This is a genomic window from Xenorhabdus indica (assembly GCF_014467235.1).
Lineage (GTDB): Bacteria > Pseudomonadota > Gammaproteobacteria > Enterobacterales > Enterobacteriaceae > Xenorhabdus > Xenorhabdus indica.
The window spans coordinates 44359-63175 of the sequence record NZ_NKHP01000013.1; the positions used below are offsets into that span (position 1 = coordinate 44359).

Consider the following 18817-nt stretch of genomic DNA (forward strand, 5'->3'; position numbering starts at 1 on the left):
CGATTATATTGTTGTATCTCTGGAGGAAGTTGTCGAGTATCTTTTTTCATCTTTCCATAATACAACCATTATTCGTATTTGAACACCGAATTAATATTAACCTAAAAAACATTCAAATAACATTACTTTTACCATGATAACCTACTAGAAAAATCAAATATCATAGTAAATTTAATAACATATAAACGCCACATGTAGAGAAAAATATTATCTGTGATAAAGAAACGAAAAATAAAGACTCTGACAAATATGCAGAGCCTTATGAAAGAAATAGGTACTTAATATTAGCTTAACTGCTTACGTGCATTGCGGAAAATACGCATCCACGGGCCATCTTCTCTCCACTCTTTGGGATGCCAGGAGTTACTGACAGTACGGAATACCCTTTCTGGATGTGGCATCATCACAGTCACGCGACCATCAAGGCTGGTGACAGAAGTGATCCCCTCGGCAGAACCATTGGGGTTTGCAGGGTAATTTTCTGTCGCCTGACCATAGTTATCTACAAATCGCATTGCAACCTGCTGGTGTTTTTTCAATTCAGCCAAATTCTGGTTGTTTCTGAACTCGACCTGACCTTCACCATGAGCAACCGCAATGGGTAAACGAGACCCCGCCATACCCTGCAAGAATAACGAAGGGCTGTCTATAACTTCAACCAGACTGAAACGGGCTTCATAACGTTCTGAGCGGTTACGTACAAAACGCGGCCAATGTTCTGTGCCCGGAATCAGTTCATGCAGATTAGAAATCATCTGGCAACCATTACATACACCAAGAGATAATGTATCCGGTCTTGCAAAGAAGTTCGCAAAATCGTCACGTACCCGTGAATTAAACAGAATGGATTTAGCCCAACCTTCACCTGCACCAAGTACATCTCCATATGAAAAACCGCCACAGGCCACCAATGTCTGGAACTGTTCCAGCGTGATCCGTCCACTCAACAAATCACTCATATGGACATCCACGGCTTCAAAACCTGCACGATGGAATGCCGCCGCCATTTCGACATGGGAGTTAACCCCCTGTTCACGTAATACAGCAACCCGCAGACGTCCTTGTTTCGATATATAACAAGCTGCAATGTCTTCTGCCGGATCAAAGGTTAATTTCACATTCAGGCCGGGATCATTCACATCCTGTTTTGCCTGATGTTCTTGATCAGCACATTCAGGATTGTCACGCAGACGCTGCATCTGCCAGGTTGTTTCTGCCCACCATAAACGCAATGTACTCCGATTTTGACGATAAACTTCCATATTGTTGCTGAAGATCACAAAGTCATCTCCCGCTTTAACCTTGCCTAAATAGTGTAAGCATTCACTGAGGCCATAATCAGCTAACAGCGCTTCAATCTGTTGTCTGTCTGTTTCACGAACCTGAATCACTGCGCCTAATTCTTCACTAAACAATGCCCCCAGGATATCTTCATCAAATGCGCTGATATCGGCATGTAAACCACAGTGTCCTGCAAATGCCATCTCTGCCAATGTCACCAGCAAGCCACCATCAGAACGGTCGTGATAAGCCAGCAGTTTTTGTTCTGCAATCAACTGTTGTATCGCCTTGAAGAAATTAGCAAGTTGTTCCGTACTGCGAACATCTGCGGTCTTATCACCAAGCTGGCGATAAACCTGAGCCAATGCCGTTCCTCCCAGTGCATTTTGCCCTTGTCCCAGATCAATCAGCAATAACGCATTATCATCATCGGTAGACAATTCGGGTGTGACAGTACAGCGAACATCCTCCACCCGTGCGAACGCACTGATAACTAATGAAAGCGGAGCTGTCATTTCACGCTCTTCACCATCCTGAATCCAGCAAGTTTTCATCGACATGGAATCTTTGCCGACAGGTATAGTCAAGCCTAACGCAGGACATAACTCCTCACCTATCGCCTTCACCGCCGCATACAATCCGGCATCTTCCCCGGCATGACCGGATGCTGACATCCAGTTCGCTGACAGTTTCACTCGCTTCAAATCCTGTACATAAGCCGATGCAATATTGGTCAACGCTTCCCCGACAGCCATACGTGCTGATGCGGCAAAATCCAGCAGGGCAACAGGAGCACGTTCTCCCATCGACATAGCTTCACCATAATAGCTATCCAGACTGGCTGTTGTGACTGCGCAATCTGCAACAGGGATTTGCCATGGCCCAACCATCTGGTCCCTTGCTACCATGCCGGTTATCGAACGATCGCCGATGGTAATCAAAAATGTTTTCTCTGCCACTGCGGGTAAATGCAAAACACGTTTTACCGCTTCGGCTAAATCAATATTTGCGCGCTCCAGCCCTTTACCCGGTGCTTTTAGTGAATTTACATTTTTCAGCATCTTTGGTGTGTTGCCGAGCAGAACATCCAACGGCATATCAATGGGCTGGTTATCAAAATGATTGTCGTTCAATAGCAGGTGACGTTCTTCTGTCGCTTCACCGATCACTGCATACGGAGCACGCTCACGCCGACAAATATCTTCAAACAGGGTAAGCTGTTCCGGTGCGACAGCTAATACATAACGTTCCTGAGATTCATTACACCACACCTGCAATGGCGTCATACCCGGTTCGTCATTAAGGATATTTCGCAGCTCAAAACGGCCTCCTCGTCCTCCATCACTGACTAATTCAGGCATCGCATTTGATAAGCCGCCCGCCCCAACATCATGGATAAACAAAATAGGGTTCTTAGTACCAAGCTGCCAGCAACTGTCGATGACTTCCTGACAACGACGTTCCATTTCTGCGTTATCGCGTTGTACAGAGGCAAAATCCAGCTCCGCATCAGATTGGCCTGATGTCATTGAAGAAGCGGCTCCACCACCCAGACCAATATTCATACTTGGGCCACCCAGTACAATCAATTTGGCGCCAACAGGGATCTCCCCTTTCTGAATATGTTCTTCACGAATATTTCCGATTCCCCCGGCCAGCATGATTGGTTTATGGTAGCCACGTAATTCTACGCCATTATGGGATTCCACTTTCTCTTCATATGTTCTGAAATACCCCAACAATGCCGGGCGGCCAAATTCATTATTGAATGCCGCTCCGCCCAAAGGGCCTTCTAACATGATATCCAGTGCGCTGACAATTCGTTCAGGTTTACCGAATTCTTCTTCCCACGGTTGTTCAAATCCGGGGATTTTCAGATTCGAGACAGAAAAACCAACCAATCCGGCCTTGGGTTTTGCTCCCCGCCCTGTTGCTCCTTCATCACGAATTTCCCCGCCAGATCCTGTTGCCGCTCCCGGCCAGGGAGAAATTGCTGTCGGATGGTTATGGGTTTCGACTTTCATCAAGATATGGGCAGGTTCCTGGTGATAGTCATATACTCCTTTTTCAGGATCAGGGAAAAACCGCCCTACCTGAGAACCTTCCATTACCGCTGCGTTATCTTTATAAGCAGAGAAAACATGATCCGGTGTCTGTTCAAAGGTATTTTTAATCATTTTAAACAGAGACTTTGGTTGCTCTTGTCCATCGATCACCCAATCCGCATTGAAAATTTTGTGGCGACAATGTTCAGAATTCGCCTGTGCGAACATATAGAGTTCAACATCAGTTGGATTACGCCCTAATTCCTGGAAAGCTTGTAACAGATAATCAATTTCATCTGCCGCCAGCGCTAATCCCAACTCAACATTGGCAGATTCCAATGCAGTCCGCCCTGATTGCAAGATATCAATTTGCTTCAATGGCGCAGGCGGCTGGTGAGAAAACAGGGCTTCAGCCTGTTCAAACTGAGTAAACACACTTTCCATCATGCGATCGTGCAATAATGCAGATAACACCTGCCACTGTTTGTCATCCATTGCCTTTCCGTGGATATTATTCTGGATAACATCAGATTGGATATAGTAAGCAATCCCTCTTTCCAAACGGACGATCTGTTTCAGTCCGCAATGGTGAACTATCTCTGTCGCTTTTGATGACCACGGCGATATTGTCCCTGGCCGGGGAGTGACTAAAAACAGTTGACCTTTAGGTTCATGTTCAGCTAAGGAAGGGCCATATTTTAGTAGCCTGTTTAATTTTTCCTTTTCTTCTACCGTAAGAGGTGAATTTATTTCTGCAAAGTGCACATATTCTGCATAAATTGCGGCCACGGGAAGCTGCTGAGCTTGACACTGGGAAAGGAGCTTAGTAATACGAAACGCTGATAAAGCGGGCGAGCCACGCAGAATTTCCATAGTAATAGGTTCTCTCATCTTAGAAGCAAAGCCTGACTGATGCCTTGGGGGGAAACGCCGACATTATAGAGGAATGTTTTCTCTGACGAAACCGTTTGCGTGAGCATTAATTAACCTAACAACACATTCAATGGATTTTTAAAATTGATTCAATAGGGTTGCAGATCGCAATTTTGTTGCGCAAAATTCCCGATTACTGGAAATTTAACCATGCTATTATCTGACATTTCATACGGAGCCTAACCGTACTGACGAGAGATAACTGTTTGAGCAATATCAAGATAAATTATTTTGTCATCGTCATTATCGCGCTCCTCTCTGCCACAATCATTGGTCTCAACATCAGTTGGCCTAATAAACAGCAGGAGCAGATAAACAGGATCTTGGCACGGGGAGAACTTCGGGTGAGTACCATCAGTTCTCCTCTGATTTCACTTAATGATAAAAATGAACCTGTAGGATTTGATTATGACTTAACCAAACGATTTGCTGACTATCTGGGTGTCAAACTGAGTATTCAGTTTCGTTCTAATATCAGCCAGCTTTTTGATGACTTGAACACTGATAAAGCCGATTTTTTAGCTGCCGGTCTTATCTATAACAAAGAAAGACTCGACCAAACACGAACTGGCCCAGCCTATTATTCAGTATCCCAACAATTGGTTTATCGCAAAGGTACAGTGCGTCCACGTTCTTTTGCTGATTTAAAAGGCTCACTGGTTGTCACCGCTGGTTCTGCCCATGTCAGTGAACTAAAACAGTGGAAAGAAAAATTTTATCCTGATTTAACCTGGGAAGAATCGTCACGTCACAATACCCAACAATTGCTTGAGCAAGTATCCGAAGGAAAAGTTGACTATACGATCAGCGATTCAATCAGCCTTGCTCTGCAACAGCGCATCCATCCCAATCTGGCTATCGCTTTTGATGTCAGTGAAGATAAACCATTGACCTGGTATTTGAAACGTAATGATGACTATAGTCTCTACTCAGCAATGCTGGATTTTTTCAATATGCTGACTGAAAACCATATAACGCCACGGCTGGAAGAAAAATATTTCAGCCATATTGGCTCATTCGATTACTTTGACACTATCTCATTCATTCGTGCAATTAATAACTTATTGCCAACATATCAGCCTATTTTTGCGAAATACGCAGATTCTCTCGACTGGCAATTAGTTGCCGCTATCGCATGGCAGGAATCACATTGGGATCCACAAGCAACTTCTCCCACAGGCGTTCGTGGCATGATGATGCTGACTCGCCCAACAGCAGAATGGGCAGGAGTCAAAGACCGCCTTGATCCAGACGAAAGTGTGAAAGGAGGAATGGCTTATCTGCATTATCTGATGTCTCGTTTGCCAGATACTATTCCCGAAGATGAGAGGATTTGGTTCGCATTAGCCGCTTATAATATGGGATATGGACATATTCTTGATGCCCGGAAATTAACGGCCATGCAAAAAGGCGACCCTGACCGCTGGATGGACGTTAAATCACGCATTCCTCTATTAAGTAAGAAAAAATACTATGCCAATACCACATACGGTTATGCACGCGGTTATGAAGCTTATCGCTACGTCGAAAATATCCGCCGTTATTACCAAAGCTTGGAAGGCTATCTGAGAGCACAAAACAGCCGCAACAAGGCAGGAAAGCCCAATATACCCACTGAAAAAACCACCGTCAGCAACCCTGATGATACAAATGAGAATACTTTATAACTTTTTATGGTGCTTCCTGCTGCTGTTTTTTCAACTTTTTTAATTCCTTATGTTGCTCCCTGCGTTGCTTGAAAAATGCACTCAACATAGTGGAGCATTCTTGTCCCAATACTCCGCCAGTAATCTTAATCTGGTGATTCATACCGGGATGACGCAAAATATCAACCAATGACCCTGCCGCACCGGTTTTCATATCACTTGCACCATAAACTAATCGCTGTATCCGGCTGTGGATCATTGCTCCCGCACACATAACACACGGTTCCAAAGTAACATATAGTGTTGTGTTCAACAGACGGTAATTTTTTAACTGAGCCCCTCCACGCCGTAAAGCAACAATTTCGGCGTGAGCTGTCGGATCATGATCTGTAATGGGGAGGTTATAACCTTCAGCAATAATTTTATTATCCGCCACCAACAGCGCACCTACAGGGATTTCACCTTGTGCCTGTGCCTGCATTGCCAAATCCATGGCCCGACACATCCAATATTCATCACTATATATTTCTGCCACTATATGTTCTCTTGCTAATATAAATCCTGTTAATTATACCTATTCATTATTAATGTTGGTTTACTCACCCTGAATTTCGTCAAAAAAATCGTTCAGGAATTGCTCCATGCGTTTTGTTCTTTCATGAGCCAATTGCTTGCCTGTAACCGTCTGAAAACCTGCTTCTATTTTGAATAATTTAGTATAAAAATGATCGACAGCATAAGCGCGATCATCATATTCACGCTGCTTTGCTAAAGGATCATAAGTTTCATATAAACCCGAATGCATACGCCCTGCCGTATAAAAACAGCGAGCAACTCCCATCGTTCCTATGGAATCCAGCCGATCAGCATCCTGTACAATTTGGGCTTCCAGTGTTGTTGGTGTTAATCCGGCAGAGAAGCTATGCGCTTCAATGGCATGGCAGACAGCAGTAATATCTTCTTCGTCCCATCCGAGATCTTTTAATATTAAGGCTGCTTTATCTGCGGCCATACGAGAGGCTAAATGTCGGTTTGGATCGTTTTTCTCTACACTAACGCAATCATGTAATAAAACCGCAGCAAAAACTAACCGCAAATTCCCACATTCTGTTTCACAAATTTTTTTGGCGTTTTTCCAAACCCGATACAAATGAGCAATATCATGGGCACCATCATCACCTTCTATCGCGACAGGTAAAATCCGTTGGGCTAAATCGTCAAACGGTGAAAAAGATAACATGGCTAAAATCTCTGAATAATTGAATGAATGGAAAGATCATTTTAACAAAAAGCGATCAGAACAAAACGGAGTTTGATAATTAAGAGATCTTTTTCTAACATAACTCATCGATTGCATATCCTTACTCTTATCACTATCTCAATTCGTTTGTTTAGAAACGACTGTTTTACGTAAGACGGGCTGAACATCTATGTTAACAGGGCTTAACCATCTGACACTGGCAGTATCAAATCTTGAGCGCAGCCTCGATTTCTACATTAACCTGCTTGGGTTTACCCCACATGTTCGCTGGCAAAATGGTGCTTATCTAAGTCTGGGAGGACTGTGGTTTTGTCTTTCCTGTGGTGAAACAAAACCAGCCCAGGATTATACACATATCGCATTTAATATCGCGGATGAGCATTTTTCTACTTTCAGAGAAAAGCTACTGATTACCGGAATAAAACAATGGAAAGAGAACCGAAGTGAAGGAGAATCGATTTACCTTCTGGACCCTGACGGCCATCAACTTGAAATTCACGTAGGTTCTCTGGCAAGCCGTCTCGAAGCCTTACGACAAAATCCTTACACGGATTTAGAATGGTATTAATACTTTTCCTCAATAACTCAAACTAATATCCACTACTGGATTGCTGTCGCCATAAATGTGCAGCAACAAGCGCTTTCCAAGGCGAAAAATCTGCCAGCCATTTTTCAGCCTGTTCAGCATTGACTTTGCTTTCTTGTTTCAGTAGATGCTGAAGGTTACGCCTTACTGCCACATCTCCATGCAGAGAACCATTTAAATAATTAAAGCCCCTTAACAAGGTATAGTTCACTGTCCAGATACCTATGCCTTTAATAGCCAAAAGATTTTCTATGAGTGATTTAACCTCACCCTCAGTGTTAATGGACAAATTCAACTCACCCGAGTCAATCATCCGGCAGACATTCAACAGAGCCTTAGCCTTACTCATAGAAAAACCACACTGACATAGATCCTGCTCTCTGTACTGTATGACTTCCTGATAAGTCGGATGACACATCAATCCTGAAGTATGTTTAACACCAATAGCCTGAATAAATCGTCTGCGAATGGAGATCGCAGCACTGACGCTGATTTGCTGCCCCATAATCGCCCAGCTCAGTGCTTCAAAAGGTGTTGCCGACTGGTAAATTCGCAGACCTGCTTGTCGGGAAATTAATCCTCCAATAACAGGATCTTTTTGGTATTGGGATTCAAATATCTCTACGGGCTGTAATAACCCAAGCATATGTGAGGCCAGAAGAGATAAAGAATTTTTTGAATGAAGTGTACGGTCACCGTCAATATCAAGCTGCACTTTTGCCAGTTTTTTCTCCATTGATACAGTCAATAATGCAGGAATTCCGTGCCAAATGATGCCCTTTTTAACCTGACTCTGCTGTACAATTTCAGAAACACCTTTCTCATCCCGATGGTGAAAAGCCAAAAAATCTCGTGTGTGATAATTATCTGGTAATATAATTTCCGTGAAATAGCTTGGTCTCATTACAGAAAACTCCGGCATATCATTACTCTGATATGTTGGTTTACACATGACTATTTTCCTGATACCAAAAACAGGCACGTATTGTGGTTTTATATTAAGGAACGTCATTTTTTAATATAAAATATACTGTATAAAAATACAAAATCCTGGCAAATGTAACGAATACAGAAATGATTTAATATATTGATTTTTTTGGTTATTATTTTCATGAGAGATTAAAATGGCATTACTAATTACCAAGCGCTGCATCAATTGTGATATGTGTGAACCTGAATGCCCAAATCAGGCTATCACTATGGGAGTTGAGATTTATGAGATTGATCCAAAACGCTGTACCGAATGCGTAGGGCATTACGAAAAACCAACCTGCCAGTCTGTCTGTCCGATAACAAATACCATTATTATCGATACAAATCATAAAGAAACAGAAGAACAGCTATGGGATAAATTTGTACTCTTACATCATGCAGATAAAATCTGATAACAATTTTTAGCGATCACAAAGAAACGAGACTTCTCTCTTTATATCCCCCCCCCCCGCCCGTGCTGGACGAGGGTTTACCGCATTTTTCGCTAGCTTTCCAATATCACTGTCGCACAAGCATAACGCCGTTCATCTGCCAATGTGACATGCATGGATTTTACATTCAGTTTGTCAGCCAGAACTTCTGCTTCACCATGAAGTTTTAATGTTGGTTTTCCTAAAACATCATTAACCACTTCAAACTGATTAAAAGCCAGACCATTACGGATACCTGTTCCAAGCGCTTTAGCTGCGGCTTCTTTGACAGCAAAGCGTTTTGCCAGAAAACGCATCGGCTGATTATGCTGCTGGTATTGTTGCCACTCGTTTCCACTCAAGATTCGTTTTGCCAGGCGTTCACCAGAACGCCCAACAATTTCCTCAATACGGGAAATTTCAACAATATCTGTGCCTAATCCGACAATAGCCATTAACGACGAGATTCACGCAACAATGTTTTCATATCAGCAACCGCCGCAGACAAGCCGCTGAATACAGCACGACCAATGATGGCATGACCAATATTCAGTTCATGGATCTCCGGTAATGCCGCGATGCGTTGTGTATTGTGGTACGTTAATCCATGGCCTGCATTAACTTTAATACCTTTACTTGTCGCATAAGTCGCTGCTTCTTTAATGCGCTGGAACTCTTTCTCCTGCTGCACATCATTTTCTGCATCTGCGTATGCACCTGTATGAATCTCAATGAATGGTGCTCCAACTTCTACGACAGCATCAATTTGTTGATGATCCGCATCAATGAACAAGGACACCAGAATACCCGCTTCTGATAAGCGCTTAACAGCAGCAGCAATATGTGCTTTCTGCCCAAATACATCCAGCCCACCTTCTGTGGTGACTTCCTCACGCTTTTCAGGAACTAAGCAACAAAAAGCAGGTTTGATTTGGCAGGCTATTTCTACCATCTCATCTGTAACCGCCATTTCGAGGTTCATGCGTGTTTGAATAGTTTTTGCTAATAACTGAACATCTCGGTCTGTAATGTGGCGGCGATCTTCACGTAAGTGAACTGTTATCCCATCTGCGCCTGCTTGTTCAGCAACAAATGCAGCTTGCACAGGATCAGGATATTGCGTTCCACGCGCATTTCGCACTGTTGCAATATGGTCAATGTTGATGCCTAACAATACCTCAGCCATTTTTAGCTCCTGCAATAGTATTAGATAAATTGAAATTTATATTTTCCATGATTTAGAGTGATACCATATTAATTTTTCTGATTAGAGATATCTGTCTTTTTTCGCACGAATTGGCGAAATAATTCACGGCTTTTTAATGGCTTACCACCCAGGTAAGGCTTTAATGCAATACGAGTAAAACGTTTGGCCGCTTTCAGAGTAGTTGGATCAGGGAATTCACGTGCTGCCAGCGCTTTTAGCTCATTGCCAGTAAAGCTGTAATGGTCAACAACCAGACTGGCAATAAACCCTTTTTCTTCACGATAACGGTAATTCATTGTATCTGTGACAGGCTCACCACTACCGGCGCAATGAAGGTAGTCTACGCCGTATCCCATATGAGTTAGCACAGATAATTCAAAGCGACGTAAGGCATATTCGGGGGTGTGTTCACTTGCAGCAAGGATTTGTAAACATTGGAGGTAATCGAAAAAAATAGCCGGATATGCAGTGCCTTGCTCAAGAACTCTTGATAAGAGTTCATTCACATACAAACCACTGTACAACACACTACCTGTTAAAGGCAGAGCCAGAGAGATAGGTTCAGCCTCCCTCAATGTTTTGATTTCACCCCGCCCACTCCAGCGGATCAGCAACGGGGTGAAAGGCTGAAGACAACCTTTAAGGTTAGAACGGCGACTACGTGCACCTTTTGCTAAAACACGTACCCGCCCTTCATTTTCAGTAAAAAAATCCAGCAATAAACTGGTTTCACTGTAAGGGCGCCCATGAAGCACAAAGGCTCTCTGCCAGCCGTCCACAAATTAACCTTATAAATCGTCAATATAACCAAGGCTGCGCAGAGCTCGCTCATCATCAGCCCAGCCAGCTTTCACTTTAACCCATAGTTCCAGATGAACTTTAACTTCGAACAGTTTTTCCATGTCCTGACGAGCTTCTGTTCCAATGGTTTTGATTTTGCTGCCTTTGTTACCAATAACCATTTTCTTCTGGCCCTCACGCTCTACCAGAATCAGACCATGAATAGTATAACCACCACGTTCATTAACAGCGAATTGTTCAATTTCGACCGTTACCGAATAAGGCAGTTCATCACCCAGAAAACGCATCAGTTTTTCACGAATAATTTCAGATGCCATGAAACGCTGTGAACGATCAGTAATGTAATCTTCCGGGAAATGATGCTCTGCTTCTGGAATATGCTCACGCACAACCTTAGCAATCGTATCAATGTTCATGTTTTTCTCTGCACTGATCGGTACAACATCAATGAAATTCATCTTTTTGCTGAGAAAACCAATATGTGGCAGAAGAATAGTTTTATCGGTAACATTATCGACTTTATTGATAGCCAACATGACCGGACAACGCAAGTTACGCAGCTTATTTACAACCATTTCGTCATCTGGTGTCCAGTGAGTACCTTCCACAACAAAAATGACCAGTTCCACATCTCCGATTGAACTACTCGCCGCACGATTCATCAGGCGGTTAATCGCTCGCTTTTCTTCAATATGGAGACCTGGTGTATCTACATAAATCGTCTGATAAGCACCTTCCGTATGGATGCCCATGATACGATGTCGTGTCGTTTGGGGTTTACGGGAAGTGATTGATACTTTTTGGCCCAGTAACTGATTCAATAAAGTCGATTTACCGACGTTGGGCCGTCCGACTATTGCAACGAATCCGCAATAGTTTTTTTCTTTGCTCATTCAAGCTCCAGTTGTTTTAATGCTTGTTCTGCAGCCGCCTGCTCTGCCTTGCGACGGCTGGAACCGACTCCTCTGACAGGTTGTTCAAATCCACTGACCTGACAGTGAATTGTAAATTCCTGATCGTGTGCTTCCCCACGAACCTGAACAACCAGATATGATGGCAACGGCAGATGGCGCCCTTGCAGATATTCTTGTAAACGTGTTTTGGGATCTTTTTGTTTATCGCCCGGACTAATTTCATTCAAGCGAGCTTCATACCAATTTAAAACAATCTTTTCGACTGTCTGAATATTGCTATCCAAAAAAATGGCACCAATTAAGGCTTCGATACTATCAGCTAAAATGGATTCACGACGGTGGCCGCCACTTTTTAATTCGCCCGGCCCCAAGCGTAAACATTCTCCCAATTCAAATTCTCTGGCAAGCTCTGCTAACGTATTGCCCCGCACCAATGTAGCACGCATACGGCTCATATCCCCTTCATCAACACGGGGAAAACGGAGATAAAGCGCATTAGCAATGACAAAGCTCAGAATTGAGTCACCAAGAAATTCCAGACGTTCATTGTGCTTACTGCTGGCGCTGCGGTGAGTTAACGCCTGAAGCAATAAATCATTCTGTGTAAAGGTATATCCCAGCTTGTGCTGTAACCTGTTCATTATTATGGGGTTCATGTGCTACCAATTCAGTTAGAATCCGTCAAATAAAAGCACACGCAACAGACCTGTGAGGCTATTTGATTACAGTCAGATAGGCCCTACAAAACTGTTGCGTTTGCACTGGTTCCCTAAGACATTCATCATCTTAGAAAACCAGTCATCTCGTTTGAGAGAATATTCTACACTGGGCGATAAATTAATGCTTCGCTAATATATAAATATTAGTGAATTCCACCAATTCGGCTCAGACGTACGCCTGTCGGCCACTCACCTTCCTGTTTTTCAAAGCTGATCCAGATAGCTGTTGCACGTCCTACCAGATTTTTCTCCGGTACGAATCCCCAAACACGGCTATCAGAGCTATTATCACGATTATCACCCATCATGAAATATTCACCTTCAGGCACAACCCAAGTTCCTAACGGCAAACCAAGCTGAGTGAACTCTGGTATATTCAAGCGTGGAAGTGTCAGGATATGATGGGAAACTTTGTCCAAAGTTTCTACTCGCTCTCCTTGACGAATACTATATGGCCCTAATGCATCCATAAGAGGAACTTGATGCACTTCTCTGGCGATCGTTCCGTCTTTTTTAACTTGATCTGTGATAGTCCACTCACTTGGGTACATAGTCTTATAAGTGATAGGAAAAATGCCTTTGCAAACTGGATTTCGACCACAACCCGGATAAACATGAAGTTCTTTGTTCATGTAATCATAAACAATTTTGTCTCCGGGTAAACCAATTACCCGTTTTACAAAATCTATACTTGGGTTAAGTGGGTATTTAAAAACTGCAACATCCCCACGTTTAGGCTCACCGGTTTTAAGCAAAGTTGTCTGAGTGATCGGGTCTTTCAAACCATACGCAAACTTTTCCACTAAAATGAAATCCCCGGTCAATAAGGTAGGCATCATTGAACCAGAAGGGATCTGGAAAGGTTCATACACAAAAGAACGCAAGATCCAAACAATGGCTAACACCGGAAAAACAGATGCAAATGTCTCAACCCATGTAGGCTTATTTATTTCTTTAATCGCAGCTTCCTGAGATTCCTTACCTGCTGCCTGTTCCTGAACTTGAGCAAGTTTTCTCTTACGCTCAGGGGCAAATTTGAAACGATCTATACACCAGATGATACCAGTGATTAACGTTGCTAACGTTAAGATCAAGGCAAAAGTGTTAGCCATTTAGACTCCTTACGACCTTGTTAATTTAATCTTTTCCAACATGCAGAATCGCTAAGAAGGCTTCTTGCGGCAGCTCAACGTTACCGACCTGCTTCATGCGTTTTTTACCTTCTTTCTGCTTCTGCAATAACTTTTTCTTACGGCTAACGTCACCGCCATAACATTTCGCCAGTACGTTTTTACGCAACTGTTTAACGGTAGAACGTGCGATGATATGAGTCCCGATAGCCGCCTGAATCGCAATATCAAATTGTTGGCGTGGGATCAGCTCTTTCATTTTTTCCACCAGCTCACGACCACGGTATTGCGAATTATCACGATGGGTGATCAATGCCAGTGCATCAACTCGTTCGCCGTTAATCAAGACATCCACACGTACCATGTCCGAATGCTGGAAGCGGACAAAGTTATAGTCCAGTGATGCATAACCGCGAGACGTAGATTTCAGACGGTCAAAGAAATCCAGCACCACTTCTGCCATTGGTATTTGGTATGTCAGCGCAACCTGATTACCGTGATAAACCATATTAGTCTGAACACCACGTTTCTCTACACAGAGTGTAATGACATTACCGAGATATTCCTGCGGCAACAGCATGTGACATTCTGCAATAGGTTCACGCAGCTCTTTAATATTGTTTAATGGCGGCAACTTGGATGGACTATCCACATAAATGATGTCACCCGTGGTTGTCTCAACTTCATAAACAACGGTTGGTGCTGTGGTGATCAAGTCAAGGTTATATTCACGTTCTAAACGCTCCTGAATGATCTCCATATGCAGTAAGCCCAGGAAACCACAACGGAAACCAAAACCCAATGCTGTGGAACTTTCTGGCTCATAGAACAGGGACGCATCGTTCAGACTCAATTTCCCCAAAGCATCACGGAATGCTTCATAGTCATCAGAACTGATTGGAAATAAGCCTGCATAAACCTGAGGTTTCACTTTTTTGAAGCCCGGCAGAGGCTTATCTGCTGGCTGACGTGCTGTTGTCAAAGTATCGCCGACCGGCGCACCAAGGATATCTTTGATCGCACAAACCAACCAACCTACTTCACCACAGTGCAGTACCTCACGGTCAACACGTTTCGGTGTAAAGATCCCCAAACGGTCAGCGTTATATACCTGACCAGTACTCATTACCTTGATTTTGTCGCCTTTACGCAAAGTACCGTTCTTAATACGAACAAGTGAAACAACGCCGAGGTAATTATCAAACCATGAATCAATAATCAAAGCTTGTAGTGGCGCTTCAGGATCACCTTCTGGTGGTGGGATCTCTTTAACCAGACGTTCAATAACATCCTGTACACCCAGTCCGGTTTTTGCAGAACAACGAACAGCATCTGTTGCATCAATACCAACGATGTCTTCAATTTCTTCTGCAACGCGTTCTGGCTCTGCGGCGGGCAGGTCAATTTTGTTCAGAACCGGGACAACTTCCAGATCCATTTCAATGGCCGTATAGCAGTTAGCCAGTGTTTGAGCTTCAACCCCTTGCCCTGCATCAACAACTAACAATGCGCCTTCACAAGCAGCCAAAGAGCGGGAAACTTCGTAAGAGAAATCAACATGTCCCGGAGTGTCGATAAAGTTTAATTGATAAACATTTCCGTCAGTTGCCTTGTAATCAAGGGTGACGCTTTGCGCTTTGATAGTGATACCACGCTCACGTTCAAGATCCATTGAATCCAATACTTGTGCTGCCATTTCTCGGTCTGACAGCCCCCCACAGATTTGAATAATCCGGTCAGATAGCGTGGACTTCCCGTGGTCGATGTGGGCGATAATGGAGAAATTTCTTATTTGCTTCATTATTAAATCTTTTTTGCCTTAATATTTCTGGATCATTCGCCTATGGACACACAGATGGACATAAAGCGACATTTATAGGTTCGGCCACTGGCCTGAGGAGCCGTATTCTACATGCCAAACCTGTGAAAACCTAGTCATGCCTGTGGTTTTCAATCTAACCCATTCAGTATGACCAGAAAGTAAAAACATTCCTGAAAAAAATCGTGAAAATAAGTATGGTAAAACAGATTATTCCTGATGCAGGACCTCAATCGTATCGGGAGGTAAACCAATTTGTAATACAACCGGTTGGTATGCTTGTTGACTATCCCAGTATGCAGCGATCTTACGGGCAAGAGCAAAACCGGCAATACCACCGATGATTCCTCCCATACATACCCATAACTGGTCAGTAGTCCAATATTGGCAAAACAGACCGCCTAAAAACAGACCTAATAACGGGGTTAGATAAACCAGCATGGCTGAACGTAACAAGCTACTTTCAGGAATGCCGACTTCTACTTTTTGCCCTGGTTGAAGCGGTTGCGCAATTTCCAGTTCCAATTGATGGAGACTCTCTGGCCCTAATTTTTCTAACAAGTAAGATCCACAAGCCGTTTTAGCCTGACAACTACCACAACCTGAAGATGAACCATAACGTAATAATGCTCGCCCCTGTTGCCAACGAACAACAGTTGCCCATTCTTTAACCATCAGTTATTCCCCCACAAACGTAACACTGGTGGCAATCTGTTTAATTGTTGCAAGGGGTAATTCGCCGATCACAGCGATGCTGTTTTTCCCTTTGGACACAGTATAAACTGTTCGCCTGCCTTGTCGATACAGCGGTTCATCGGCTACCTTTGCACTCGTATTTACTACATTTACAGAAAAATTAAACAACCCATCACTATACATAATGGATTCGAATAACTCTGTCTTTGATAGCCAATTCCTGTTACGGGAAACCTCCTTAAAGCCTTCCGGTAATTTGCCAACCTTCCAATCAAACTTCGCTGTCCCTTCGGACTCTGGAGTGACCAACATCGGCGGTAATTTCAAATCAACAATGGCTCTCAATTCCTGCTTTATCTCGTCATTCACTCTTGACGAAACAACCCGGAATTGTTCAACAACCATCATTTCTTCCTGATCAAATAGCTCAATAAACAAAGGAAGATAACTTTTTTTATCTATCAATAAATTATAATTATAACGGTCGTTATCTTTGGATATTATACGTACAAAGTGTACAGGGTGGTCACCAACGTGAGTAGAACCCACATCAATGAAGTTATAATATTTCTGTAATCGAGAAAAATCAGCAAAGATAATCGGTGGAAAATAATCCACAATATGGTTGCCACGTAAACTGAATGAATCCAGGCCCGATTCGTAATAACTGATCTGATTACCGCGCTGAACAATTTCACGGCGAGTGCTGTCCATCTGAATAATTTGCGCTATGGGTTGATTGTCAATGATGGCATGACGATACCGCAGCGGTATCAAAAATTGCTGGCTCAAATTAATAAAAGCAAGTTCATAAGAGAAAGTTTGTACAGAATACCGCATATCCTGTAACAAAGCCCCGGCACTGCTTTGTTGGGCCGAGGCTTTCAAGGGACTCAGCAAGCTCCCGAATAATAAAATGAAAAAACCGATATATGTCATTTTTATTGCTTATTCTGAGCTTGCTGTTTTTGTTCTCCGGACTGTGTATTCCCAACTTCCGATAACGCTTGCTGCCTTTCTGCATTGATACGCCGGGAAAGCTCATATTGCTGCAACATCGCGTCAATGCGTTTATTGCTTTCCCGTATCTGCATACTCAAGTCACCACCAAAAGCGTCATTCTCGCCAGGAACAGATAAACCAACAGGCGAAGCAGAACCCATTACCGGCAATGTATTAAAGACTGGGTTATCAGATTGAATATCAGTTTCAGCCCCACTACCACTGCTATTGTATTGCTGAACACCAATAATCACGGCCAGAGATACACAAGCTGCTATACCCACTTGTGTCATCTGACTGACCCAAGGTTGAAGCTTATGCCAGAACGGCATTTGCTGCCATGTTTCAGGTTTTGGCTGAGATTCCGGAACAACGGCAGGGTTGATATGGACGGGTTCTTTTTCAAGCGCCTGCGCCACTTGACTGGCGATATCCAAATGCAATACCTCACCGACATCACCACGTAATGTATCACGGATGAGGTGATATCTTTCCCACTGCTTCTGCATTAAAGCATCTTCAGAGATCAAACGAACAATTTCACTATCAAGAGCTTCTCCATCCATTAATGCGGAAAGTTTCTCTCTTTGCATGCCAAGTACCTTCAATATTGTTTTGTTCCACTACTGTTTCCACTACTGTTGGATCAGGGGTTGAACTTTATTATCAATGGCTTCTCTTGCCCGAAATATTCGTGAACGAACAGTGCCCACAGGACAATCCATAATGACGGCTATTTCTTCATAGCTCAGCCCATCCAACTCCCGAAGTGTAATTGCTATCCGCAAATCCTCCGGAAGCGATTCAATGGTACGGAATACCACTTCCTTTAATTCTTCTGACAACATTAAATTCTCAGGGTTCGAAATTTCTTTTAAAGAACTTGACGTATCATAATTTTCTGCATCATTAGCATCCAAATCATTGGATGGTGGACGACGCCCCTGAGCAACTAAATAATTTTTCGCAGTATTAACGGCAATACGGTACAACCACGTGTAAAAGGCACTATCACCACGAAAAGAAGACAGTGCCCGATAAGTTTTAATAAATACCTCTTGAGCGACATCAGGAACATCGCCCTGAGGTACGTAACGGGCAATTAAGCTCGCTACTTTGTGCTGGTATCTGACTACCAACAAATTGAATGCTTTTTGGTCGCCTTTCTGTACCCGCTCGACCAGCATTTGATCCGTTAACTGCTCGCTCATCCGAGACTCACTCTCCTGAGGTAAAACTCCACATTTATACTTAATTACACCAGTTATGATATCTTGCTACCCGAACAAGCATCACTTTTGAGTGTCAATTACGCGTGAAGTTCAACTTTGATTGTAATTTTATCTTACAACCACCTGTTATTTTGTATCGCAT

The 18817-nt window shown here is 43.2% G+C and carries 18 protein-coding genes; 3 read left to right on the top strand and 15 right to left on the bottom strand.

Annotation, left to right across the window (positions count from 1 at the left end; genetic code table 11):
- Positions 1–284: 284 nt before the first annotated feature.
- Positions 285–4199 carry a phosphoribosylformylglycinamidine synthase gene (gene purL, locus Xind_RS11630; RefSeq protein WP_187650101.1) on the bottom strand — a complete coding sequence of 1305 codons (3915 nt, stop codon included), beginning with the start codon at positions 4197–4199 and terminating at the stop codon, positions 285–287.
- A 266-nt stretch (positions 4200–4465) separates the two neighbouring features.
- On the opposite strand from purL, the gene mltF reads away from it, so the two are divergent.
- Complete coding sequence (gene mltF, locus Xind_RS11635) at positions 4466–5926, top strand: membrane-bound lytic murein transglycosylase MltF (protein ID WP_187650084.1); 1461 nt, start codon at positions 4466–4468, stop codon at positions 5924–5926.
- Between the two features lie 4 nt (positions 5927–5930).
- Here the strand turns inward: mltF and tadA are convergent, their stop codons facing one another.
- Entirely contained in the window at positions 5931–6440 is a 510-nt protein-coding gene (tadA, locus tag Xind_RS11640) for a tRNA adenosine(34) deaminase TadA (protein ID WP_338114349.1), read from the bottom strand.
- Between the two features lie 60 nt (positions 6441–6500).
- A complete protein-coding gene (locus tag Xind_RS11645; RefSeq protein ID WP_047684009.1) occupies positions 6501–7145 on the bottom strand; it encodes an HD domain-containing protein in 645 nt (214 codons plus the stop codon).
- Positions 7146–7335: 190 nt separating this feature from the next.
- On the opposite strand from Xind_RS11645, the gene fos reads away from it, so the two are divergent.
- Positions 7336–7734: a fosfomycin resistance glutathione transferase gene (fos, locus tag Xind_RS11650; protein ID WP_047684012.1), complete on the top strand. Its 399-nt coding sequence runs from the start codon at positions 7336–7338 to the stop codon at positions 7732–7734.
- A 22-nt stretch (positions 7735–7756) separates the two neighbouring features.
- On the opposite strand, the gene Xind_RS11655 is transcribed toward fos, so the two are convergent.
- Positions 7757–8704, bottom strand: coding sequence for a DNA-3-methyladenine glycosylase family protein (locus tag Xind_RS11655; protein WP_231571518.1), 948 nt, complete (start codon positions 8702–8704; stop codon positions 7757–7759).
- A 172-nt stretch (positions 8705–8876) separates the two neighbouring features.
- Here Xind_RS11655 and Xind_RS11660 point away from each other — a divergent pair, with 172 nt between their 5' ends.
- Positions 8877–9137 carry a YfhL family 4Fe-4S dicluster ferredoxin gene (locus tag Xind_RS11660; RefSeq protein ID WP_047684015.1) on the top strand — a complete coding sequence of 87 codons (261 nt, stop codon included), beginning with the start codon at positions 8877–8879 and terminating at the stop codon, positions 9135–9137.
- A gap of 92 nt (positions 9138–9229) precedes the next feature.
- Here Xind_RS11660 and acpS read toward each other — a convergent pair whose 3' ends face one another.
- The 11 genes from acpS to rpoE all read right to left on the bottom strand — a co-directional run bounded on the left by acpS (position 9230) and on the right by rpoE (position 18654).
- Positions 9230–9610 (bottom strand): holo-ACP synthase, encoded by a 381-nt coding sequence (gene acpS, locus Xind_RS11665; RefSeq protein WP_047684018.1) that lies wholly within the window; start codon positions 9608–9610, stop codon positions 9230–9232.
- Complete coding sequence (gene pdxJ / locus Xind_RS11670) at positions 9610–10341, bottom strand: pyridoxine 5'-phosphate synthase (protein WP_047684021.1); 732 nt, start codon at positions 10339–10341, stop codon at positions 9610–9612. Before pdxJ ends, acpS begins: the two co-directional genes overlap by 1 nt.
- A gap of 68 nt (positions 10342–10409) precedes the next feature.
- A complete protein-coding gene (gene recO / locus Xind_RS11675; RefSeq protein WP_047684024.1) occupies positions 10410–11141 on the bottom strand; it encodes a DNA repair protein RecO in 732 nt (243 codons plus the stop codon).
- Between the two features lie 9 nt (positions 11142–11150).
- Positions 11151–12056, bottom strand: coding sequence for a GTPase Era (gene era, locus Xind_RS11680; RefSeq protein WP_047684027.1), 906 nt, complete (start codon positions 12054–12056; stop codon positions 11151–11153).
- A complete protein-coding gene (gene rnc / locus Xind_RS11685; RefSeq protein WP_047684030.1) occupies positions 12053–12733 on the bottom strand; it encodes a ribonuclease III in 681 nt (226 codons plus the stop codon). The genes era and rnc overlap by 4 nt, the downstream gene beginning before the upstream one ends.
- Before the next feature lie 206 nt (positions 12734–12939).
- Positions 12940–13908, bottom strand: coding sequence for a signal peptidase I (gene lepB / locus Xind_RS11690; protein WP_047684033.1), 969 nt, complete (start codon positions 13906–13908; stop codon positions 12940–12942).
- A gap of 25 nt (positions 13909–13933) precedes the next feature.
- On the bottom strand, positions 13934–15727 hold the full coding sequence (gene lepA, locus Xind_RS11695) for a translation elongation factor 4 (RefSeq protein ID WP_047684036.1): 1794 nt from the start codon (positions 15725–15727) through the stop codon (positions 13934–13936).
- 228 nt (positions 15728–15955) lie between these two features.
- Positions 15956–16420, bottom strand: a complete 465-nt coding sequence (gene rseC / locus Xind_RS11700; RefSeq protein ID WP_047684038.1) for a SoxR-reducing system protein RseC — start codon at positions 16418–16420, stop codon at positions 15956–15958.
- Between the two features lie 3 nt (positions 16421–16423).
- The gene (gene rseB, locus Xind_RS11705) at positions 16424–17380 is read right to left on the bottom strand and encodes a sigma-E factor regulatory protein RseB (RefSeq protein WP_047684041.1); all 957 of its coding nucleotides are present in this window, start codon (positions 17378–17380) and stop codon (positions 16424–16426) included.
- A 2-nt stretch (positions 17381–17382) separates the two neighbouring features.
- The gene (gene rseA, locus Xind_RS11710) at positions 17383–18036 is read right to left on the bottom strand and encodes an anti-sigma-E factor RseA (protein ID WP_047684043.1); all 654 of its coding nucleotides are present in this window, start codon (positions 18034–18036) and stop codon (positions 17383–17385) included.
- Between the two features lie 42 nt (positions 18037–18078).
- On the bottom strand, positions 18079–18654 hold the full coding sequence (gene rpoE / locus Xind_RS11715; protein ID WP_047684045.1) for an RNA polymerase sigma factor RpoE: 576 nt from the start codon (positions 18652–18654) through the stop codon (positions 18079–18081).
- Positions 18655–18817: the final 163 nt, after the last annotated feature.